General features: G+C 34.6%; 20 protein-coding genes. 16 read left to right on the forward strand and 4 right to left on the reverse strand.

From position 1 onward, the window contains the following. Positions 1 to 419 precede the first annotated feature (419 nt). Positions 420 to 1,436 carry a fasciclin domain-containing protein gene (locus ABJF08_RS04600; RefSeq protein WP_348114891.1) on the reverse strand — a complete coding sequence of 339 codons (1,017 nt, stop codon included), beginning with the start codon at positions 1,434 to 1,436 and terminating at the stop codon, positions 420 to 422. 518 nt (positions 1,437 to 1,954) lie between these two features. Here ABJF08_RS04600 and ABJF08_RS04605 point away from each other — a divergent pair. From ABJF08_RS04605 to ABJF08_RS04650, 10 genes are all read left to right on the forward strand, one after another. Next, entirely contained in the window at positions 1,955 to 3,088 is a 1,134-nt protein-coding gene (locus tag ABJF08_RS04605; RefSeq protein ID WP_348114893.1) for a methionine aminotransferase, read from the forward strand. A 46-nt stretch (positions 3,089 to 3,134) separates the two neighbouring features. Further along, positions 3,135 to 3,632 (forward strand): hypothetical protein, encoded by a 498-nt coding sequence (locus ABJF08_RS04610; RefSeq protein ID WP_348114894.1) that lies wholly within the window; start codon positions 3,135 to 3,137, stop codon positions 3,630 to 3,632. Between the two features lie 102 nt (positions 3,633 to 3,734). Further along, positions 3,735 to 4,541 (forward strand): hypothetical protein, encoded by an 807-nt coding sequence (locus ABJF08_RS04615; RefSeq protein ID WP_348114895.1) that lies wholly within the window; start codon positions 3,735 to 3,737, stop codon positions 4,539 to 4,541. A gap of 301 nt (positions 4,542 to 4,842) precedes the next feature. Beyond that, the gene (locus ABJF08_RS04620) at positions 4,843 to 6,309 is read left to right on the forward strand and encodes an oligosaccharide flippase family protein (protein WP_348114896.1); all 1,467 of its coding nucleotides are present in this window, start codon (positions 4,843 to 4,845) and stop codon (positions 6,307 to 6,309) included. Next, entirely contained in the window at positions 6,306 to 6,740 is a 435-nt protein-coding gene (gene dut, locus ABJF08_RS04625) for a dUTP diphosphatase (protein ID WP_348114897.1), read from the forward strand. Before ABJF08_RS04620 ends, dut begins: the two co-directional genes overlap by 4 nt. Before the next feature lie 133 nt (positions 6,741 to 6,873). After that, positions 6,874 to 7,962 carry a tetratricopeptide repeat protein gene (locus ABJF08_RS04630; protein WP_348114898.1) on the forward strand — a complete coding sequence of 363 codons (1,089 nt, stop codon included), beginning with the start codon at positions 6,874 to 6,876 and terminating at the stop codon, positions 7,960 to 7,962. Positions 7,963 to 8,037: 75 nt separating this feature from the next. Beyond that, positions 8,038 to 9,054: a sugar phosphate nucleotidyltransferase gene (locus ABJF08_RS04635; RefSeq protein ID WP_348114899.1), complete on the forward strand. Its 1,017-nt coding sequence runs from the start codon at positions 8,038 to 8,040 to the stop codon at positions 9,052 to 9,054. A 19-nt stretch (positions 9,055 to 9,073) separates the two neighbouring features. Further along, positions 9,074 to 10,444 (forward strand): hypothetical protein, encoded by a 1,371-nt coding sequence (locus ABJF08_RS04640; RefSeq protein ID WP_348114900.1) that lies wholly within the window; start codon positions 9,074 to 9,076, stop codon positions 10,442 to 10,444. Positions 10,445 to 10,446: 2 nt separating this feature from the next. Beyond that, complete coding sequence (locus ABJF08_RS04645) at positions 10,447 to 11,202, forward strand: DUF4292 domain-containing protein (RefSeq protein WP_348114901.1); 756 nt, start codon at positions 10,447 to 10,449, stop codon at positions 11,200 to 11,202. Further along, positions 11,203 to 12,408: a peptidoglycan DD-metalloendopeptidase family protein gene (locus ABJF08_RS04650; RefSeq protein ID WP_348114902.1), complete on the forward strand. Its 1,206-nt coding sequence runs from the start codon at positions 11,203 to 11,205 to the stop codon at positions 12,406 to 12,408. Positions 12,409 to 12,846: 438 nt separating this feature from the next. Here ABJF08_RS04650 and ABJF08_RS04655 read toward each other — a convergent pair whose 3' ends face one another. Beyond that, positions 12,847 to 13,359 carry an acyl-CoA thioesterase gene (locus ABJF08_RS04655; protein ID WP_104514311.1) on the reverse strand — a complete coding sequence of 171 codons (513 nt, stop codon included), beginning with the start codon at positions 13,357 to 13,359 and terminating at the stop codon, positions 12,847 to 12,849. Between the two features lie 421 nt (positions 13,360 to 13,780). Here ABJF08_RS04655 and ABJF08_RS04660 point away from each other — a divergent pair, with 421 nt between their 5' ends. After that, positions 13,781 to 14,380 (forward strand): hypothetical protein, encoded by a 600-nt coding sequence (locus tag ABJF08_RS04660; RefSeq protein WP_348114903.1) that lies wholly within the window; start codon positions 13,781 to 13,783, stop codon positions 14,378 to 14,380. 289 nt (positions 14,381 to 14,669) lie between these two features. Here ABJF08_RS04660 and ABJF08_RS04665 read toward each other — a convergent pair whose 3' ends face one another. Both ABJF08_RS04665 and ABJF08_RS04670 read right to left on the reverse strand, forming a co-directional pair. Continuing rightward, a complete protein-coding gene (locus tag ABJF08_RS04665) occupies positions 14,670 to 16,211 on the reverse strand; it encodes a ribonuclease E/G (protein WP_348114904.1) in 1,542 nt (513 codons plus the stop codon). Positions 16,212 to 16,482: 271 nt separating this feature from the next. Continuing rightward, positions 16,483 to 16,773, reverse strand: a complete 291-nt coding sequence (locus ABJF08_RS04670; protein ID WP_104514313.1) for an HU family DNA-binding protein — start codon at positions 16,771 to 16,773, stop codon at positions 16,483 to 16,485. Positions 16,774 to 16,902: 129 nt separating this feature from the next. On the opposite strand from ABJF08_RS04670, the gene mutY reads away from it, so the two are divergent. From mutY to ABJF08_RS04695, 5 genes are all read left to right on the forward strand, one after another. Next, the gene (gene mutY, locus ABJF08_RS04675; protein ID WP_348114905.1) at positions 16,903 to 17,946 is read left to right on the forward strand and encodes an A/G-specific adenine glycosylase; all 1,044 of its coding nucleotides are present in this window, start codon (positions 16,903 to 16,905) and stop codon (positions 17,944 to 17,946) included. 121 nt (positions 17,947 to 18,067) lie between these two features. Next, positions 18,068 to 18,577 (forward strand): single-stranded DNA-binding protein, encoded by a 510-nt coding sequence (gene ssb / locus ABJF08_RS04680; RefSeq protein ID WP_348114906.1) that lies wholly within the window; start codon positions 18,068 to 18,070, stop codon positions 18,575 to 18,577. 24 nt (positions 18,578 to 18,601) lie between these two features. Continuing rightward, positions 18,602 to 19,939, forward strand: coding sequence for a gliding motility-associated protein GldE (locus ABJF08_RS04685; protein ID WP_245890614.1), 1,338 nt, complete (start codon positions 18,602 to 18,604; stop codon positions 19,937 to 19,939). Next, positions 19,924 to 20,490: a gliding motility lipoprotein GldD gene (gene gldD / locus ABJF08_RS04690; protein ID WP_348114908.1), complete on the forward strand. Its 567-nt coding sequence runs from the start codon at positions 19,924 to 19,926 to the stop codon at positions 20,488 to 20,490. Before ABJF08_RS04685 ends, gldD begins: the two co-directional genes overlap by 16 nt. Before the next feature lie 61 nt (positions 20,491 to 20,551). Continuing rightward, on the forward strand, positions 20,552 to 21,148 hold the full coding sequence (locus tag ABJF08_RS04695) for a hypothetical protein (RefSeq protein WP_348114910.1): 597 nt from the start codon (positions 20,552 to 20,554) through the stop codon (positions 21,146 to 21,148). Positions 21,149 to 21,363 lie beyond the last annotated feature (215 nt).

Below are 21,363 nucleotides of genomic sequence, written 5' to 3' on the forward strand. Positions count from 1 at the left end.
GACTTTATGTTCTTGAGCCTTTTTTTATTGCTTCATATATTTATAAATAGAATACACTTTAATAAGTGTCGTTATTAACATCTCATATATAAAAGTCTGTTAGGTATTAATTTAATTACTGTGCGTGGCGTTTAGCTTATTAATCTTATCATACTTCTATTAGGTTTTTAAAGTGCACTAGCTAGCTTTTTTCTTTAGATGTATAAGTTGATCTTATTAGTTTAGAGATTAGCTTAGATATGGGTAACGATGCTATTAATTCGATGATGTGTCTCAGGAAAGAATTGTTTGATTTGCTATTGGATGGTGGTAGATGGTGACTAATTAATGTTCTTGGGCATTGTAAAAATAAAAAGCTCCTGTGCATAAATGCACAGGAGCTTTTTAATAAACCGAATTTAGATAAGTGTAATCTAAAATTATCTAGTGTATAGAGAGCCGGCTATTTTTTGAACAGTACCGTTTGCTACATGAATAATAGCTTCTTGATCTCCCACAAGATTTACAGTGTGAGGTATAAAGCCGTTATTAATTGTCAAAGAAACGCTACCATCAGTATTTACGTTAGTCGTTGCAGTAGCTAATCTAGTTGCTACTTCTTGATTATCTCGTAACTGTCCTATGTAGTGACTTCCTGTTACAGATATGTGAGAGTTGATAAAGTCTCCTAATCTATCACCAACTGGTGCGTTATTAGAGTCAGCATCTAATACAAGAGCAGCTGTAAGTACATCTAGTCTTGGTAAAAACACAGTAAAAGGTGTGTCAGAACTTCTCAAAACTTTTTGATTACACAAAGCGATAATTTCTTCACTAGATGAACTCTGAGATATAATGTCGTTCATTATATTGAAAGATTCACAAGATGTGATTAAGGATTGTAAAGTAGAAGGTTCTATTATTTTATTAACTATTGTTGCGCTACCATTAGTAAATGACATAGTATCATTCATTATATCTACCCCATTTAAGGTTGTACTGTTGCCTTGGTGTTGTACTACTGCAGCAATATTAATATCGCTGTTAAATAACTGAGTTGCTTTAGTAGTTATGATTAATTCTGGTGCAATATTCTGTGATTTAATATCAATAGTATTATCTATTACATGGTTAAGTAATATTTGCTTTAGATAACTATTTGGAATTTCTTCAATTGATTGGTAGTCGTTTTCTTGTAGGAAAGTATCAAATGCATTGTTGTCTGGTAGAAAGGCATAAGCAGTGCCTTCTGCATCTAATGAACCCAAAAGATTTACTTGTTCTAATGCTGTTGCTAGCGTAGTAAGATTGTTTTGAGATTTGATGTAGGTAGAAATAGTGCCTCCTGCTGGATTTACATATAGATCCTCATTTGATAATTCGTCCTGTTCACAAGAAACAACAACTGATAAAAAGCACATTAAAAGTAAGCTACGTAAGAAGTAAATATTTTTCATAATCTTCGGTTTATTCGTTTATATGTTCAAATATCAGGTTTATCAGTTAAATAATGCTATTTAAGTTTATAATATTTTACATAAAACCGATATAATTGCATTACAACGATCTTTTTAAACTTGATTTAAAATATTAAAACACTATAAATCAATATCTTAGAGTTTAGATGTTTTTATTGTGTCTTTTTGGCCTAAATTTTAATTAAAAATGTATTTCATCGATTTTATTGACATTTGTAAATTTTGATATTGTTATAATGCGTGGATATACATGTAGTTAAGTGTTTTTCAATTTTTATAAACTGACCTTTTAACTAATAAAAACAATCTTAAAAAGAATTTTAATTAACAGAAGTTAATTTATTAACATGAATTTATGAAGATAACAGGTTCAATAGAAACCTTTTTTATTTTTGATTTGATGGTATTGTAAAAACAATCTGTCATGTGGAATATGGGATTAATTTTATACTACTTATTTATTACGGTTTTATAATCCTATGTTGTAATTTCCCTTCATGAATTCAAAACTCCCCAACGTTACAGACTCCATCTTTACCATAATGAGTAGACTGTCGCAAGAACATAATGCTATTAATCTTGCTCAAGGATTTCCTAACTTTTCTGTAGATCCTATATTAAAAGACCTACATATTAAAGCTATACAAGAAGATAGGAACCAGTATGCGCCTATGGCAGGATTACTTTCCTTGCGAGCTGCTATTTCTAATATGACCCAACAACAGCATAAAGCGTTTTACAATCCAGAAAATGAAATTTGCCTGACTGCAGGTGCTACGCAAGCTATTTATTGTGCAATACAGACAGTGGTGCACCCTGGTGATGAAGTGATAATCTTCACTCCTGCTTATGATTGTTATGAGCCAGCTATTCAACTAGCTGGTGGTAAAACGATAAGTATCCCAATGACTTTACCTGACTTTACCATAGACTGGCAACAAGTAAAAGATAAAATAACCTCACGTACAAAAATGATCATGATCAACACGCCACATAATCCTAGTGGTAATGTGTTAAGTCATCAAGATATGTTGATTTTAGAAGAAATAGTAGTAGCAAACAACCTAGTTCTTCTCAGTGATGAAGTTTATGAACATATTATTTATGACGGTATAGAGCACCGTAGTGCTGTCAGATACCAAGGTTTGAGAGAACGTAGTTTTATAACTGGTAGTTTTGGTAAGACTTTTCATGTTACGGGATGGAAAATGGGATATTGCCTCGCGCCACGACATCTTATGGAGGAGTTTTATAAAGTACATCAATACATGGTTTTTTGTGTGAGTCATCCTGTTCAAGATGCAATTGCTCATTATCTCCAAAAACCAGAACGCTATTTAGATTTGGGAAAGTTTTATCAAAGTAAGCGAGATCTATTTCTTAACTTGATTAAAGAAAGTAAGTTCACCTTTAAACCTACACAAGGTTCTTTTTTTCAATTGTTAGATTATAGTTCGATAAGTGATGAAGGTGATTTTGATTTTGCAAGAAGACTTACCATAGAACATAAAATTGCAAGTATTCCTATCTCTGTTTTTATGAATGGTGCGGATCCTAAAATGTTGCGATTTTGTTTTGCAAAGAAAGATGAAGATATAATAGCTGCTGCAAAAATCTTGAACAGCTTATAAGAAATCATTTTATTGAAATACCTGAGTTTATTAAATTCTTAATATTATGAAATACCTTTTTATATGCATAGCGCTTGTTTTAAGCTCTTGCAGTTCTCAAAAAATAAATCAAACTTTGACTCCATCAGATTTTCAAACAGGGCTAGAACCTTATTATCAATCTTGGTCAGGTGGAGCACCAGGAGCTAACAACGGTGTCTCGCTTTATTTCCCTGCGTCCATTTTAGAAGGTAATCAGTTTCTAGCGGTTTACTTCCGTGGTATGGAGAAGAAAATTGCGAGTTTTACCTCTAACAATAAAAAAATGTTGGTCACACGTTTTGATTACCCACAGCGTGATAGAGAAATGTCACTAGATCCTAAAAAAGAATATGGTAACGAGTCTCCATCTTTAGAAAATTTACCTTTTCAGTTAAATAATGATCAGGCAATTGTTGCTTTCTTAAAAGATGGAAAAACAATTTATGTAAAACTAGATAAGATGGTTCAAAAAGAAACCATCGCTTATCCTAGTGCGCCACCTCAACAAGGCAACAGGAATTAAAAATAGAAGTATAAGACCTTTCCCTCATTCATATTAAGGACTCACTCATTGTAACTATGTGTGAGTCCTTTCTTTTTATAGGTTTATCAAAATATTTAAATTATGAAAAATCTAGTTATAGTTGCGGTTCTTGTTTTAAGTTCCGCTTTCGCGAAAGCGCAAGGAGAACAAATTGCAAAGGAATTAAGAGGCTACATCAATGCAGATGTGTCTGAGGAAATGATTGAGGTAAAAGATAAATCAGGAAAAACACATTACGTAAAAAGTGCCAAAGCTAAGACAGAACATCATATAGGTGGGACAAGTACTTCTAACAATACCGTTGTTTTTGATGCATTCAATGCACATCCAGAATGGCAAGATATGTCAGTCATTGTAGACTGGACTGGTAGTATGTATAGTTATGTAGGGCAGGTGGTGAGATGGCACCATGTAAATAAGGACAAGCAATTAATACATAATATGGTATTGTTTAATGATGGAGATGATAGAAACCGCAACGCAAACTCTGGTGCAAAAACTATAGGTGCTACAGGTGGTATTTACCATCCAGATCATTCTGACATAGATGCATTTTTAAAAACTGTAGCTACTGCGGTAGATAATGGAAATGGCGGCGATGGACCAGAAAATGATATCGAGGCTATTCTTACGAGTCAGGAATTGTGTAACGCCCAGAAAGATTTTGTTCTCATAGCAGACTCTAGCGGTATAAGAGATATTTCTCTTGCTAGTCAGATTAAAAGACCAGTACACATTATTATATGTGATTATGTAACTGACGATTATATTAAACTTGCTCAAATGACCAAAGGGAGCATCACATGGCCAGGTGGTTATACAGACTACAGCGGTACTAACTGTAATAAACGACATGTGCATAATCATGATGTAGTTTGTGCTGGTTAATTAATTTTTTTCCATAAACTTGATAAAACCTATTAAAGACCAACATGCCAAGTTTGTGTCTTGGCATGTTTGGTTGTTATCGATATTTTAAAGTTTATCTGTTATGCCTAATGTTAAAACGACTACGGTTGTTTAAGAAAAATGACACGATCAAATCTGGACAATGTCGGCACAAATAAAAAGTAAGTAGGTCAAGTCTTAAATGCTTTTACAGTATCAAATATCTCTAAAATGCAGAATTAATTATGCCTTTTGGGAATAGAAAATAATCCTACCTTTGAAATTCAAATAATCTACGTTTTTGAGTTCCATAAAAAACCTTTTTAAGAATACCTTTATTTACGGTCTGGCGACGGTTTTACCGAGATTGCTTACTGTGTTGTTGACTAAGTTGCTTACAGAATATTTGCCTGGTAAAGTAGAATTTGGTGAGGTCTCAATAATATTCTCCTATATAATTTTTGCAAATGTGATCCTTACTTATGGTATGGAAACAGCATTTTTTAGATTCTATAATGACGCGTCTACTAAGGCAAAAACCTTGAGTACGGCTCTTATTTCTTTATTAATAACGACATTAATTTTTGGAGGTGCGGCTTATTTATTCATTGATCACATTGCAGCTGTTACAGAGCTCTCGGCTCAATACTGGAAATGGGTGATAGCTGTAATTGTTTTTGACACTTTAATGGTGATTCCGTTTGCTTATATGCGTGCTCAAGGAAAGTCTACAAATTATGCTCTGATTAAGCTGTTTAACGTGGTGATTTCAGTAGGGATGACTTTACTTTTCTTTACTGTTTTAAAGGATTTCCCAGCAATTCAAAACGTTTTACCTACAGATAAAATAGAACTATTCTTTATAGCTTTTCTCTCTGCTAGTGTTGGGACATTTTTAATTGTAACTAAACCTTATTTCTCAAAATTGGAATTTGACAAAAAACTGTGGAAATCGATGCTTTCTTACGGTTGGCCTATATTACTTGCAGGTTTTGCTTTTGCTATTAATGAAACGGTAGATAAAATTTTATTACAAAAACTACTACCTGTAAATGAAGAAGAAGCCGAAGGTATAGTAGGTGTTTACACCGCTGGTTATCGACTTGCAGTAGGAATGACCTTATATGCACAAGCATTTAGGCTAGGAGTAGAGCCTTTCTTTTTTAGTCAGTCTGACGATAAAAATGCAACACAACAGTATGCTTTGATAACTAAAGCATTTGTAGCCCTAGGGTCGGTAGCTCTAGTTGCCTATGTAGTTCTGGTAGATTTTATACGTCCATTTATAGTGGATAAAGGTTTTGAAACTGCCATGGAAGTAGTGCCATTAATTTTAATCGCTTACTTCTTCTCAGGGGTGTATCAGACGCTATCGGTTTGGTATAAAATTCAAGATAAAACTAGATATGGCGCTTACATATCAATCACAGCAGCAGTTCTAACTATTATCGTTAACGTACTCTTGATTCCGCAAATAGGTTATATGGCAAGTGCTTATGCTACTTGCGCAGCTTATGGATTAATGATGGTGGTCTCTTACTTAATAGGTAGAAAACACCTCGCTGTTCCTTACGATCTCAAAAATATTCTGCTATATTTATGCCTTTCTATCTCATTATCATTAGTTTTCTTTTACTATGTAAGAAGTGAATTGGGTATAGAAACTTGGCAAACGTACTTGGCAGGAGCATTAATGACTCTTATTATATTAGGTGTAGTTTGCTTGCGCGAAAAAGAAATTATCAATAAAATCCTCAGTAGAAAATGACCATCAAGATTATAAATAAATCATCGCACGCATTACCTCATTATGAAACTGAAGCAAGTGCAGGAATGGATTTAAGAGCAAATCTAGAAGAAGCAGTAACCTTGCAACCACTAGAAAGAGCGATCATAAAAACAGGATTGTTTATTGAACTGCCTATAGGAACTGAAGCACAAGTAAGACCTAGAAGTGGTCTAGCTGCAAAAAAGGGAATCACTGTCCTTAATGCGCCAGGAACGATAGATGCAGATTATCGTGGCGAGATAGGCGTCATACTGGTAAATTTATCTAACGAGCCCTTCACCGTAGAAAACGGAGAGCGCATCGCACAACTAGTCATCGCAAAGCATGAGCGTGCCGACTGGCAACAAGTAGAAGAATTAAGTTCTACAGAACGTGGAGAAGGCGGTTTTGGGAGTACTGGAGTGAAGTAAGCCTCTAATTCCTGCGTAGAGCAATAATTTTAACTCATTTAATAATGTTAGATCTATGAAAAATTTGATTTTAGTAAGTTGTTTCTTTTTCTCAACTTTTAGTTTTTCTCAAATCGAGAATAAAAATACTGTTATGTCTAAGGTTATTTGTGAATGCCTAGAGAATGCAGAAAAGGAAGGTACTCTAAAAGATAATTTTGAAAAAACATATAAGGAATGTCAGAAAGGAGCTGTTTTTGCTGGTGCCTTATCTCAAATTACAAAAGATAGAGACACTACGCTAACACTTAATCCCAACGCTTCTCTAGATACCATAGATCAATCAGATATGGAGGCAACGTTAGAATTACTTTCTAATGATTGTGATCTTTACAATAAATATAATTCAGCAGCTGTTTCTGTAGAAAATATGCTGCCAGGCGTTACCGATATTGCTTGTGACTGTATAGGTGAGGTTTCTACTAATATTTCTCAAGCAGATAAAAATAATGCTATAAAGCAATGTACTACTGAGGCTATAGTTAGTAGCAATTCTATTCAAGAATTAAAACTAGGTACAGTAGAAAAAATGAGATCTTTTTTGAAATTGGTTTCAGATAATTTAGTTGAAAATTGTCCCGCAGTAGAGAGACTGGTTTTTTCTAACGACGAAGAAAAGTTGAACTCATATTCCACAAATGAGAAAGCCATGGAATTCTATTTAGATGGGATAGATTATATGGAGGCTGAAAAATATAGTAAGGCCATTAAGCTGTATGAAAAAGCAGTTAAATTAGACCCTAAGTTTGTTTTTGCATGGGATAATTTGGGTAGATCTTACAGGCAGATTAATAAATTTGACAAAGCTATTAAGGCATATGAAAAATCTTATGAGGTAGATTCTTTAAATCCTACGTCGATAATGAATATGGCGGTAGCTTATAATTATAAAAATGATTTTAAAAGTGCTGCATTTTGGTATGAAAAACTAATTGAAGTTAACCCTAAAGATCCTGAAGGTCATTATGGGCTTGCACTCACTTATATGAATCAACAATTGATAGAAGATTCTTTAAAAAAAGCTATCGACGCTAGGCAATTGTATTTGGAGTCCAACTCACCTTATTCTGCAGATGCTGAAAAGATGATAGGCTTCTTATATCGTATGTTTGTAAAAGAGAATAAAGAAGATCTTTTTAATAAGATTTGTACTGATAATAATTTAAATATTAAACTAGACTAACTAAGAGATGTTATAGACTATTTCTATTCCCATCTCCATAAAATATAAATTCCTACCTGAATAGGAATAACGCCTATGAAAATAATCGTACCTATGGCAGGTCGTGGCTCACGACTTAGACCACATTCACTTACCGTTCCTAAACCATTAATCCCTATCGCAAACCAGCCTATCGTACATAGACTAGTTAAGGATATAGCACGCATACTTTCAGAGCCAGTAGAAGAGATCGCCTTTATTCTAGGTGATCCATCTTTCTTTGGAGAAGAAGTGGTTAAAAGTTTAGAAAAACTTGCTGAAGGTCTAGGTGCCAAAGCTAGCATTTACCGTCAGTTAGAACCTCTAGGAACTGGGCATGCTATTATGTGTGCAGAGCCTTCTCTTTCTGGTCCAGCGGTAGTTGCTTATGCAGACACGTTAATAAGAGCCAGTTTTGAACTTGATCCTGCAGCAGACGCTGTTATATGGACCAAGCAAGTAGACCGCCCAGAAGCTTATGGTGTGGTAAAATTAAACGACCAAGAAGAAATCGTAGAGCTAGTAGAAAAGCCAGAACAATTTGTAAGCGACCAGGCAGTTATAGGTATCTATTACTTTAAAGAAATAGAAAACCTTAAAAAAGAACTGCAATTTGTGATCGATAATGAGATCATTAATGGTGGCGAGTATCAGATTAACGACGGTATAAAAAGAATGATGGCTGCTGGAAATGTTTTTAAAACAGGTACAGTAGACGAGTGGATGGACTGCGGTAATAAGAATGTTGCTATAGAGACCAACCAGCGCATCATGACCTTTATGGAAAAAGATGGAAGTGAAGAAATCAACTCGCTACCTACTCTAGAAAACTCCACTATTATACAACCATGTGTTATCGATAGCAGTGTAGTTCTCAAAAATAGTACTGTAGGACCGCACGTTTCTATAGGCGCAGGAACAGTCATAGATAACTGTACCATTACTAACTCATTGATACAGAAAAACTCTAGTATAAAAAATGCTACATTAGATGAGGCTATGATAGGTAGTCACGTAAAATACGATGCTAATTTTACTAAAATAAGCATCGGTGATTATTCTACTATGGAATAATTATTGAAAACAACAAGTTATGATCAAGTCACTCCACATTCTCTCGTTTATCGCTCTATTTTTCTTGAGTAACCTTGTCGTTGCTCAGGAACAAGTACCGTCAGAAGATGTGAATGTGGATGATCTAGGTGATGTCTCTGACGGTTTTAAGGATAATTTTTTCAACGCACTCTCTGCAAAGGCTATCGGTAATCACGATAAGGCTATTTTATTTCTAGAGGCTTGTGAAAAAATACAGCCAGATACTGGAGTCGTTCAGTTTGAAATGGGTAAGAATTATTTGATGAGTAACGCTTTCGCGAAAGCGGAACAGAAAATAACTCGTGCCATAGAACTATCTGGAGAATCAGAATGGTTATTAGAAACTTTATATGACGTTTATAACAAACAAACGGAATATGAAAAATCATTAACCGTACTTGAGAAACTGGCAGAAATGAATGAGAATTATGAGGAACTGCTGCCCTTTCAATACTTGAGAGCAAATAAAAATGAAGAAGCGCTAGCGATTATAGAAAAGCTAGATAAACGACTAGGAGAGGACGACCGTCGTATCTTAGTTAAAAGACAGGCGCAAGCAAGATTAGGAGCAAATGAGGCTAGAGATGGCAATATTGAAGATCTAGAAGCTGCCATCGCGGCAAATCCTAAAGACGAAAAATCTTATATCAACCTGATTTATCTCTACAGTAAAAAGAATAATACAGATAAGGTTCAAGAAATAGCTGAGGCGCTGGATAAAAACTTACCTAAAAGTGATAAAGCGCAACTGGCCCTTTATAAAATCTATCTAGAAGCAGGTAAAACACGCAAAGGAATCAGGAGCATGCAAAAGGTTTTTGAATCTACACAGTTCGATACAGAGACTAAAATCAACGTACTCAACGATTTTATACAGTCTGACGCTACAGACATAGAAGATAATGATATTGATAACGCTATAAACGATTTTGCAGACCAAGTGGAAGATGTAAAAGCATTTAATGCACTGGGTGATTATTACCTTAAAAGAAAAGATGTAGGTAATTCTATAGCTTTTTATCAAAAAGGACTGGATATCGATAACAAGAATTACGATCTTATTAAAAAGGTAGCGCTCTTAAGTATCGATATAAAAGATTATAATAAAACAGTAGAGATTACTGAGGAGGCGCTGGACGTTTTTCCTGCACAGGCATTGCTCTATTTGTTAAATGGTGTTGCACATAATAAATTAAATGAACCAGATAAGGCGATAGATCAGCTAGAATCTGGATTGAGTTTTTTACTTGACGAGCCTAAGTTAGAAAGTGATATCTATCAACAACTAGCTATAAGTTATGATCAAAAAGGTGATACAACTAATGCCGCAAAAATGCGTTCTAAAGTAAAGACGCTGTCTAAAAATTAATAATGAAATACTTAAAATACACTTCTATAGTCCTTTTTATATTGCTAGCCAGTTGTGGTGGTACACAACGTGCTGCAAATGATGCTACCGCTGCTGCAAAAAGATCTAAAGTAGTGAAGTCCCACAACGCTGCCCGTATCGATTTTGAAACTATGAAAGCCCGTCTTTCTATGAGTTATGATAACTCAAAAAACACGAGATCTTTTACGGTTAATTTGCGCATGGAAAAAGGTAAAAAAATATGGATGAGTGTGACCGTATTGGGTTTTACAGGTGCAAAGGTTTACATCACTCCAGACCGTGTACAGTTTTATGAAAAGCTCAATAGAAGATCTTTTGATGGCGATTTCAGCCTTATAAGTGATTTTTTAGGAGAAGAAATTACCTTTGAGCAGTTAGAAGATTTGTTATTAGGTCAGGCAGTAGAGCCTCTGGATAATAAAGATTTTAAAATTGTAAATAACGAGTATCAGTTCAAACAAGAAGGCATCGTGACGAAGCTTTTCAGCCTACGTCCGTCTGACTTTAAGGTTTCTGAGCAATCTATTGCTAAACCATCAGAAAATAGCTTCTTGAAAGTTAATTATACCGAGTATCAAGTGGTAGATGGGAGAATAATCCCAACTGAAGTAAAGATAGATGCTAACCAGCGCGACCGAGTTTCTAAGGTAGAGATGGAGTTTAAAAATGTAGAATTTAATCAATCGATGACGTTTCCTTTTAGCATGCCATCTGGTTACAGTGAGTTTAAATTGTAGATGAAAAAGCACTTTTACTTATCGATATTGTTTTTGTTGTGTTTCGCTTTCGCGGAAGCGCAATCAGAAAAAGCAGCTCTAGAACAACGTAAAGCAGAGATTCAAAGAGAGATCAATCAATTTGATAGGTTACTCAAAAACGTCCGTAAAGAAGAGAAAACAATGGTGCTGCTGGTAGAAACCATTGATAAAAAGATATTGCGTACTCAAGAGATTATTAATATTACTAATAAGCAAGCAAATAACCTGACTAGAAATATTAAAGCAAATGCTGCTGAGATTAAAAAATTAAATACAGAGGTAAAAGCTCTAAAAGCAGAGTATGCAGAGATGATTGTAAAGTCGTATAAATCACAAAATGATCAAAGTAGACTGATGTTTTTACTGAGTTCTGAAGATTTTTTACAGGCTTATAAAAGAGTACAATATTTAAAATCCTATGCAGACTATCGTAAGAAACAAGCAGAAGAAATAACGATAAAATCGGAAGCTATTGCTGCAAAAAATGTAGCGCTAGAAGAAGAGAAAAAAGAAAAGAATAAAGTTCTAGCACTCAATAAAAAACAAAGGGCAGCACTTAAAGTTGATAAAGTAGAACAAGAGAACCTGCTGGCGGTGGTTAAAGAAAACGAAAAAAAGTATGCCGCAGATATAAAGGTAAAAGCAAAAGAGCGCAACAAAATAGATCGAGAACTTAAAGCGCTTATTGCAGCCGATATTAAAGCGTCTAATAAAGGTAAAACAGGTGCGGTAGCAAATAAATTCTTCTTAACACCAGAAGCAAAAATTCTAGCTAATAATTTTAAAAGTAACAAAGGAAAATTACCATGGCCGGTAGAAGAAGGTTTTGTTTCTAGACGTTATGGTACGCAACCACACCCAATAGTAAGATCGCTTACTATAGATTCAAATGGTCTTAGATTACAAAGTCCAGGCGGTGCAAAAGTGCGCGCTATTTTTGAAGGCGAAGTGATACGTATTACAAAAAGTAAATATGGTATACTCGCGGTACACATAAGACATGGTAACTACACTTCTATATATGATAATCTCAAGTCTGTAAGTGTCGAAAAAGGAGATATGGTAAATACAAAAGATATCATAGGAGAAATTTTTACCTCTAATTCTGGAGAAACAGAACTTAAATTTGTCCTCATGCAGGATAATGATACTGTAGATCCTGCACAGTGGATTGCGAGGAAATGATTAACGATTGGAGATTAAAGATATTAGATTTTTGATTTTTCACAAAACGATGCTTGGTTGAGCGATAGTCGAAACCTATTTTGAATTCAACAAATAAGTTTACAGTAAGGAGCTATTTTGATTAATGATTGGAGATCAACGATATCAGATTTTTGATTTTTCACTCTTATTGGAAATTACAAAAGTTATAGATTGATAGCGATTCTAGCAGATTGCGCATCAAAGGCGATATGATAAGTTGTAATTGTGTTTTTTCACAACGACACATGAGTTTAAAACTCCTTGCCTAGAAAGAGATTCAGGATTTAGGGTTAATGAGGTTGACTTTTTGATTTTTCACTTTTTTTGTAACGAGCAAGTCTTGGTTAAACATAAAAAACCGCTATTTACCTATGATTAGGTATATAGCGGTTTTTTAATGCTGGTAGTTTGTATACTTTATTCAGCAAATAGTGCTTTTAATTCTGTCGCGTCTTTTGCTTTCATTTTTCCAGCAAGAACAAGACTTAATTGCTTACGTCTTAAAGCTGCATCATAACGTTGCTTTTCAAGTTCGCTTTCTGGACTTATAGGTGCAACTGCGATAGGTCTTCCAGTGTCATCTACAGCGACAAAGGAGTAAATGGCCTCATTTGCCTTAGTACGCTCACCGCTTTCACGATCCTCTACCCAAACGTCCATATAAACCTCCATAGAGGTCTTAAAAGCTCTTGTTACTTGTGCTTCTATGGTTACAACACTTCCCAATGGCACCATTCTATTAAAACCTACATTATTTACAGAAGCTGTTACTACTATACGTCTAGAATGACGTCTGGCAGCAATACTCGCCGCGCGATCCATACGAGCTAGTAATTCACCACCAAAAAGATTATTAAGCGGATTAGTCTCACTAGGTAATACCATATCAGTAACGGTAGTAAATGATTGTGAAGGTGTTTTAGCTTGCATAGTACTCAAATTTTTTGCAAAGGTACTCGGTAATTAATGTGGTAAGGAATAATTTTAGAAAATATTGAGAAATTGTAGTTGATTCCTAAAAGATTTAAAAGCAGTATTTGGTAGAGTTAAGTAGTGTTATTAAATCATTAAATGAAATTCTTTTCAAGTATTTAGTAGCTGTTAGTCAGGAACTTATCTATAACTCTATAAGCGCTCTTGTTTTTTTTTTAGTAAATATTTAACATTTTATTCTTTAGATCATGATAAATTAGAAATGTCGATACAGCAAGATTTTTTCCCTCCTGATGAGCTGTTAGACTTCATGTTTTTTAAAAGAATATGTAAATCTTGTTATCATTTATTGATCAATTTTACGCAACCATAATAATATTATTATATCTATTTTATAGATAACTTTAATCTTTATACCATGAAAACTATTTATATTCTACTCGTAGCATTACTAATAACTACTTGCGACAGTGACGACGCTCCATCTCAAGAAAGTTTATTACCACCCATTACCATGACAGGAGAAAATACCTTTGGTTGTTTGATTGATGGTAAGTTCTTTAAACCTAGAGATGGTAGGATTACTGTTAATAGTGATAATAAAGGTCTTAGAATAATCACAACAGAATCAACTAATGTCGAGTATAAGATTGATGATTTCAAGAGCAATAAAACTTCTAGCTTACTTATTCATATTGAAAATTTCCGATATAATTCATCTGAAATTTATCTAATGCAAGACTCTAATGGATTGAGCAGTTTAGATGGTTTAAACAATACATATGCACATTGTAGAATATGGAAGAATGATCAATTAGGATATCAAAGATATATTACTTTTCCAAATTCTGGACAAATCGAAATATCGAATCAAATTAATACGGGAGTTACAAATTTTCATAATGCAACATTTGATATGAAATTAATAAACACTCAAAATGTTAATGATACAATTAATATCGTACTTGGAAGATTTGACCTAGAAGCTTTTACCTTACAAAACACCTCTTATAATTAGTTAAATAGACTGCCGCGCCAACGGCAGTCTATAAACATTTAACAATCAACACTCATTTTATTAACCATTAAACATTCCCCTTGCTAGCTCTATTCTACAAAGTAGCTAGTGCTAGTTTTTAACTAGTAACGATTAAAAACGTGATAAATAGAGAAGCTAGTATTGGTTTCCCTTTTTTTTATGTTTTAGAGTAGTTTACACTGCTGTAGTGTCTCTTTCGCGAAAGCGAAATCCTCAAAAATAGAGCACAAAAAAACGCCTGCAAGTATTTACCTGCAGGCGTTTATAATTATTTAAGTTCTTTACCGTCCTTATCTTTAAATTTATATTCTAGATAAGTATAGGCATCTCTAGGTACTACCTTGACCCATTTTTTATGGTTCATAAACCATTTAGATCGTACAGAAGGATATCCTTTTGTTATAAAAGCAGCGATAAAAGGATGCGCATTGAGCGTTATCTTTTTTACACCAGCTTTAAGGTGTCGTTCTAATGTTTCGGTAATTTCCTGTATGACTAGAATAGGAGCTTGTATTTCCTTTCCATTTCCATCAGGGTTTTCCTCACGAGTTTTAATGTTTACTTCTTGTCTTACACGCTGTCTAGTAATCTGGATAAGACCAAATTTACTAGGTGGAAGGATCTTGTGTTTTGCACGGTCTTCGGACATTTCATCTCTCATGTGTTCATAGAGTTTCTTGCGATTCTCTGCTTTACGCATGTCGATAAAATCTACTACTATAATACCACCCATGTCTCTAAGCCTTAACTGGCGCGCAATCTCAGTTGCAGATATCATGTTGGTTTCTAGTGCAGTGTCTTCCTGACTGTCTGCTTTATTAGATCTATTCCCAGAGTTTACATCTATAACATGCATAGCCTCCGTATGTTCTATGACAAGGTATGCACCTTTGCTCATTGATACTGTGCGGCCAAATGATGTTTTGATCTGACGTTCTATACCAAATTTCTCAAAAACTGACGTTTTCGGATTGTGGTATTTTACGATAGACTCTTTATGTGGGGCAATAGTTTTTAAATAGTTTTTAATTTCTTCAAGTACCTCTTGGTCGTCTACGACTATCGAAGTATATGTGTCATTAAAAACATCTCTCATAAGGGAATTGGTACGACTTACTTCAGTCATAACCTTAGTTGGGAATTGTGCCTTGTGTATTTTGCTACACATGGTTTCCCATTTTGCTACAAGATTTTGTAAATCTTGGTCCAGATCTGCTACGAGTTTACCTTTTGCGACTGTACGTACTATGACGCCAAATCCTTCAGGTTTAATGCTTTTTACAAGTCTTTTTAAACGGCTTTTTTCTTCTTTATCTTCTATCTTTTGAGATATAGAGATGCGATCAGAAAAAGGAACTAGAACAACATACCTACCTGGTAAAGAAAGCTCTGCACTTAGGCGAGGTCCTTTAGTAGAAATGGGTTCTTTAACTACTTGAACAAGAATAGGTTGTGTAGGTGTGATTGCATTTTCAATTGCACCGTGCTTTTCTAAATCTTTTTCAAATTTTATGTCCTTAAGCGTAAAATTTTTACGTCTACCACTTAAAACTTGTTTGGTAAATTTAAGTTGGGTAAGGTATTTAACACCTAGGTCGTGATAGTGTAAAAAACCATCTTTTTCATAGCCTACGTCTACAAATGTAGCGTTAAGACCAGAAAGTACCTTGCGTGATTTTGCAATGAATATATCACTTACCGCAAACTTATTTTCTTCTTCATCTTTGTGTAATTCGACTAGTCTTCCATTTTTAGTAAGAGCATAATCGATTTTTGTAGCACTGGAACGGATAATAATTTCTTTATCCATAATTCCTGTAATGTTTATAACCTTACATGCTCTAACGATTAGTAGCAAGTAAAGTATGTTTATATGTTTTTAATACAAGTTTGTTACTACTTGTATAATCAACGAGTTGTCAGTTGCAACCCTATTTCAAAGAACTCTTAAAAATAAAAAAAAAGTAGTCTGAGACTACTTTTTCTTCTTGTGACGATTAGCACGTCTACGTTTTTTACGTTTGTGCGTTGCTACCTTATGTCTCTTTCTTTTTTTACCGCTTGGCATATCTCTTATTTTTTTACTTAACTTTTACGTTTGATTTTACTCCGTCTACAAAAACCTTAGCTGGTTTAAAAGCAGGTATATTGTGAGCAGGAATTTTAATTGTTGTGTTCTTAGAAATGTTACGTCCAGTCTTTTCAGCTCTAGTTTTTACAATAAAGCTACCAAAACCACGTAAATATACGTTCTCTCCAGTTTCAAGAGAATCCTTCACCTCATTCATGAAAGACTCAACAGTTGCCTGTACATCAGTCTTCTCCATTCCCAGTTTGTCTGAAATCTTAGATACGATATCTGCTTTAGTCATTTTTAAATTTTAATTTAATTAGGGTTTATTAAACAGGGCGCAAATATACCCTAAAAAAGTAAATATGAAATCTCTAATCAATTAAAATTTAAGAAGATATATATTGCGAGCTGCAATTTAACGCTTTTTATGGACTTTTCTAGGCAACTTATTGATTGGTATGTAGTTAACAAGAGAGAGCTGCCGTGGCGCGATACTCAAAACCCATATTTTATTTGGCTTAGCGAGGTCATATTACAGCAAACTCGCGTTAAACAAGGGTTACCTTACTATAAAAGTTTTGTTAAAAACTACCCTACAGTTCAAGAACTAGCCGCTGCACCCCAAGATGATGTACTTAAATTATGGCAGGGATTAGGCTATTATTCCCGCGCTCGAAATTTACAGGCTGCCGCTGTGCAAATAGTCGATAATGATCTTAAATTTCCGGATACCTATAAAGAACTCCTTACTTTAAAAGGAGTAGGTGATTATACCGCTGCTGCGATCGCTAGTTTTGCCTTTAATGAAGCGGTTGCTGTTGTGGACGGTAATGTGTATCGTGTTCTGTCACGTATATATGGTATCGCAACACCTATTAATGTGCCGGCTGGCGTTAGGGAATTTAAGGAACTAGCTAGCAAATTGCTTAATAAGAAAGATCCTGCTACGCATAATCAGGCGATAATGGAATTCGGCGCGATGCAGTGCTCACCCAAAAACCCTGATTGTGACACCTGTCCTTTTCAAAAAGATTGTGTCGCATTTAATGAAGGTAGAATTACAGATTTACCAGTAAAGATTAAGAAGACTAAGGTTAAGAGCCTTTTCCATCATTATATAGTCGTACAGACACCTTCTAAAAAACTTCTATTCAACCAGCGTGATAACAGTAGTATATGGGCTGGATTATTTGAGTTTCCTTATATAGATGCTAGTGGCGCACTATTACCTGTTGAGTTTACAGAGCATGAAGTGTTTAAAGATGTTGTTGGTGGGTCTCGCTTTCGCGAAAGCGTATACAACCAAGAGCCTATTATCCATAAATTATCTCATAGAAAAATACATGCCTATTTCTGGATTGTGGAAGTAGAAGATGAGATAAACGGTGCTATTACTATTAAAGAAGCTCAAGAAAGACCGGTACATGTATTGATGGAGCGTTTTATGAAAGATTTTTGGCAATTGAAATAAAACAATTTTGTAATTTACATGGGCTAACAATCTCACGACGTGGGCGTTTTTCCATATCTTTGACAACTTTATTAAACAACCATACAAGACAATATATTTATAAATTCAATACAGACTAATTATGGCAGGTACAGTAAATAAAGTGATACTTATAGGTCACACGGGAGACGAAGTGAAGATGAAGTACTTTGAAGGTGGAAATTGCATAGGTAGATTCCCACTGGCGACAAATGAAGAATATGTAAACCGTAGTACTGGTGAGCGTGTTTCAAATACAGAATGGCACAATTGTGTTGTACGTAATAAAGCTGCCGAAGTATGTGAAAAATACTTGAAAAAAGGAGACAAGGTATATGTAGAAGGGCGTATTAAAAACCGTCAGTGGACTGGAGAAGATGGACAGCAACGCTACACGACCGAAATTCAAGTGCAAGAATTTACTTTCTTAACACCTAAAAATGAAGCTGCTGCACCTAGTAGGCCACAACAAAGTGCTCCTGCTCGTCCTCAAACACAGCAGCAACCTCAGGCTGCAGCGCCACAACAGGCGCAATCACCATCTAGCAATACTTACAGCCAGCCTGTAGCTAGCGATAGTAGTGTTAGTGATGACGATGATTTACCATTTTAATTTAAAAGAATTAATTCATACTAATTGGATCCTGACCCAGCGCTTTTACTTAATGTTTCAATGATTTCTAGTGGAGATCAATTTATATATCTAGCTGTTTTTATATTGCTATTAATAGGTAGCGCACTTATAAGTGGTGCCGAAGTAGCTTTTTTTACGCTATCTAGCACAGAGTTAGATGACGAAAATGAAGATTTTCCTAGACGTAGTATAGTAAAGAAACTATTAGATAGGCCTAAGAAATTGCTAGCTACTATATTGATAGCAAATAATGCGATCAATATAACATCGGTTTTAATATTTGGTATCCTTAGTGAATCGTGGTTTGCAAATATTGAGCCTGTAGCTGTAGATTTTGGGTTTCAATTTGATCTAGACATTAGGTTTGTTCTAGAGGTAGTGGTTATTACTTTTTTGATATTACTATTCGGTGAGATATTCCCTAAAGTATATGCAAATCGTAACCCTAAAGGTTTTGCTAGCTTCATGGCGATACCGCTTAATATCCTTGATAAAATATTCAGTTTTATCAGTTTGCCTATGCGATATGTGACTTTGTTGATACAGGACCGTTTAGGTAGTAAGAAATCTAATATTACCATATCTCAATTGTCTCAAGCTCTAGAACTGACAGATGAGAACGATACGACAGATGAAGAGCAGCAGCTATTGCAAGGTATTGTGAGTTTTGGTAATACGCATACTAAGAACGTGATGCGCAACCGTACTGATGTTTTTGCTCTAGACGACACTTTGCCTTTTAAAGATATTATACCGCAAGTAATTGAACATGGATATTCACGTATACCATGTTATAAAGAAAGTATAGATCATATTACAGGTGTTCTTTATGTAAAAGATTTACTTCCTTATATAGAGCGTAAGAATTATGAATGGACTAAACTGCTTAGAGAAGTCTATTTTGTGCCAGAAAATAAAAAGCTAGACGATTTATTACAAGAATTTCAAGAGAAGAAAAAGCACATAGCTATAGTAGTAGATGAATACGGTGGGACTAGTGGTTTAATATCTCTAGAAGACATTATTGAAGAGATAGTAGGAGATATTAGCGATGAGTTTGACGAGGAAGACCTAGTCTATTCAAAGCTAGATGATAAGAATTATGTTTTTGAGGGAAAAACGCAATTAAAAGATTTTTATAGAGTTCTAGATCTTGAAGAGGAAGACGCTGCAATCTTTGATGGTAGTAAAGGTGAGTCAGAAACTCTGGCTGGTTTTATATTAGAGCAGACAGGTCATTTTCCTAGAAAATTAGATAAAATTACTTTTCATAATATCACCTTTTTAATAGAGGTGATGGATAATAAACGCATTAAACAAATCAAATGTACGCTAGCTTAAGAATACTACTTGTATTAACTCTTATTATCACAGTCTCTAGCTGTAATGATAAAGAAGTGTTGCCTAAACCTAGCGCACAGCTAGCCCTAGATTTTCCTAAAGGGGACTATGTACAGTCTAATAATTTGAACTGTCCTTTTTCTTTTGAGGTAAATGAATATGCTCGAGTACTGGCTAAATCTGACTGTTCTATGAAAATAGAATATCCAGGTATGGATGCTACGTTGTATTTAAATTATAGACCGGTACAAGATAATTTAAGAAAGTTACTTATCGATGGTCAGAAACTGTCTTATGACCATAATCAAAAAGCAGACGTTATTGGTGATTACCCATTTGTGAATAAAATGAATAAGACCTACGGTATGATGTATGAGATAGAAGGCAATGCTGCTTCTAATGCGCAATTTTATGTAACAGACAGCACAAAACATTTTCTTACGGCATCTTTATATTTCTACACGCAGCCTAATTATGATTCTATTTTACCAGCTGTAGATTATGTAAAAACCGACATGATAAAAATGATGGAAACTTTAAAGTGGAAATAGTTAAATAATTGTTTGCAAAATGTTGTATTTAAGTTATTTTTGGGCAAAATACTTAACAATTATGAAAAATTTTAAATTAATTACCTTAGCTTTTTTAGCGGTATTCACCTTCACAACATCTTGTAGTAGCGATGATGATTCTGGTGTTGCTGATGACTCTGGAAACACTGATGATACTGTAGTAGTAGCAGTAGACAGTGAATTTGTATTGAACGGCGTAACCTACCCAGTTGCTCAGGGTATAGTTCAAAGTTTCGGAGACAATGGAAATGGAACTTCCTTTGATTTTGACATAACCTTATTTAGTGATACTATCACTTTTGATCCTACGACAGGTTTTTCTGGAGCTGGTGAGGTTGTTTATTTAGATCTTAATTCAGATAATGCTACGTCACTTTCAGATGGTACTTATGTGTTTGCAGTAGATACAGGTAATTTCCCTGATAGAAATGCATTCACAGTTATGGATAACTCATTTGGTGCTGTAAATTTTGATACAGCTGCAGGAACTGCAGATGCTGGTGTAGTAGCAACAACTGGTAGCGTTGTAGAATTAACTATTGAAGGTGGTGTTTACACAATTATGTATGATATCTTAGGTGGTGATGGTACTACTAATATCATAGGTTCTTATCAAGGTACCTTAACTAGTATCTAATAGATTACAATATTCAATATCTAAAACTTTTGTTTTAAAGCCCAAGATGGAAATCTTGGGCTTTTTAATTTTAAAATTTGTCCCGTCCTAGAATAGCGATACACTAAAATCTTAGTGTAATGAAAACACCTATAAACATTGGTTATGTGAAACGTACCCAAAAAGACTACTCGCTTTCTTTTAAGCTTCAAGTAGTAGAAGAAATTGAATCAGGA

The organism is Nonlabens sp. (assembly GCF_039941875.1).
Taxonomy (GTDB): Bacteria; Bacteroidota; Bacteroidia; order Flavobacteriales; family Flavobacteriaceae; genus Nonlabens.

Excerpts from the sequence above, each read along its gene's own strand:
- ABJF08_RS04615 (WP_348114895.1), top strand. The coding sequence starts at position 3,735 with ATGAAAAATCTAGTTATAGTTGCGGTTCTTGTTTTAAGTTCCGCTTTC.
- ABJF08_RS04605 (WP_348114893.1), top strand. The coding sequence starts at position 1,955 with ATGAATTCAAAACTCCCCAACGTTACAGACTCCATCTTTACCATAATG.
- ABJF08_RS04665 (WP_348114904.1), bottom strand. The coding sequence starts at position 16,211 with ATGGATAAAGAAATTATTATCCGTTCCAGTGCTACAAAAATCGATTAT.
- dut (WP_348114897.1), top strand. The coding sequence starts at position 6,306 with ATGACCATCAAGATTATAAATAAATCATCGCACGCATTACCTCATTAT.
- mutY (WP_348114905.1), top strand. The coding sequence starts at position 16,903 with ATGGACTTTTCTAGGCAACTTATTGATTGGTATGTAGTTAACAAGAGA.
- ABJF08_RS04630 (WP_348114898.1), top strand. The coding sequence starts at position 6,874 with ATGTCTAAGGTTATTTGTGAATGCCTAGAGAATGCAGAAAAGGAAGGT.
- ABJF08_RS04670 (WP_104514313.1), bottom strand. The coding sequence starts at position 16,773 with ATGACTAAAGCAGATATCGTATCTAAGATTTCAGACAAACTGGGAATG.
- gldD (WP_348114908.1), top strand. The coding sequence starts at position 19,924 with ATGTACGCTAGCTTAAGAATACTACTTGTATTAACTCTTATTATCACA.
- ABJF08_RS04655 (WP_104514311.1), bottom strand. The coding sequence starts at position 13,359 with ATGCAAGCTAAAACACCTTCACAATCATTTACTACCGTTACTGATATG.
- ABJF08_RS04695 (WP_348114910.1), top strand. The coding sequence starts at position 20,552 with ATGAAAAATTTTAAATTAATTACCTTAGCTTTTTTAGCGGTATTCACC.
- ABJF08_RS04610 (WP_348114894.1), top strand. The coding sequence starts at position 3,135 with ATGAAATACCTTTTTATATGCATAGCGCTTGTTTTAAGCTCTTGCAGT.
- ssb (WP_348114906.1), top strand. The coding sequence starts at position 18,068 with ATGGCAGGTACAGTAAATAAAGTGATACTTATAGGTCACACGGGAGAC.
- ABJF08_RS04640 (WP_348114900.1), top strand. The coding sequence starts at position 9,074 with ATGATCAAGTCACTCCACATTCTCTCGTTTATCGCTCTATTTTTCTTG.
- ABJF08_RS04660 (WP_348114903.1), top strand. The coding sequence starts at position 13,781 with ATGAAAACTATTTATATTCTACTCGTAGCATTACTAATAACTACTTGC.
- ABJF08_RS04635 (WP_348114899.1), top strand. The coding sequence starts at position 8,038 with ATGAAAATAATCGTACCTATGGCAGGTCGTGGCTCACGACTTAGACCA.
- ABJF08_RS04600 (WP_348114891.1), bottom strand. The coding sequence starts at position 1,436 with ATGAAAAATATTTACTTCTTACGTAGCTTACTTTTAATGTGCTTTTTA.
- ABJF08_RS04645 (WP_348114901.1), top strand. The coding sequence starts at position 10,447 with ATGAAATACTTAAAATACACTTCTATAGTCCTTTTTATATTGCTAGCC.
- ABJF08_RS04650 (WP_348114902.1), top strand. The coding sequence starts at position 11,203 with ATGAAAAAGCACTTTTACTTATCGATATTGTTTTTGTTGTGTTTCGCT.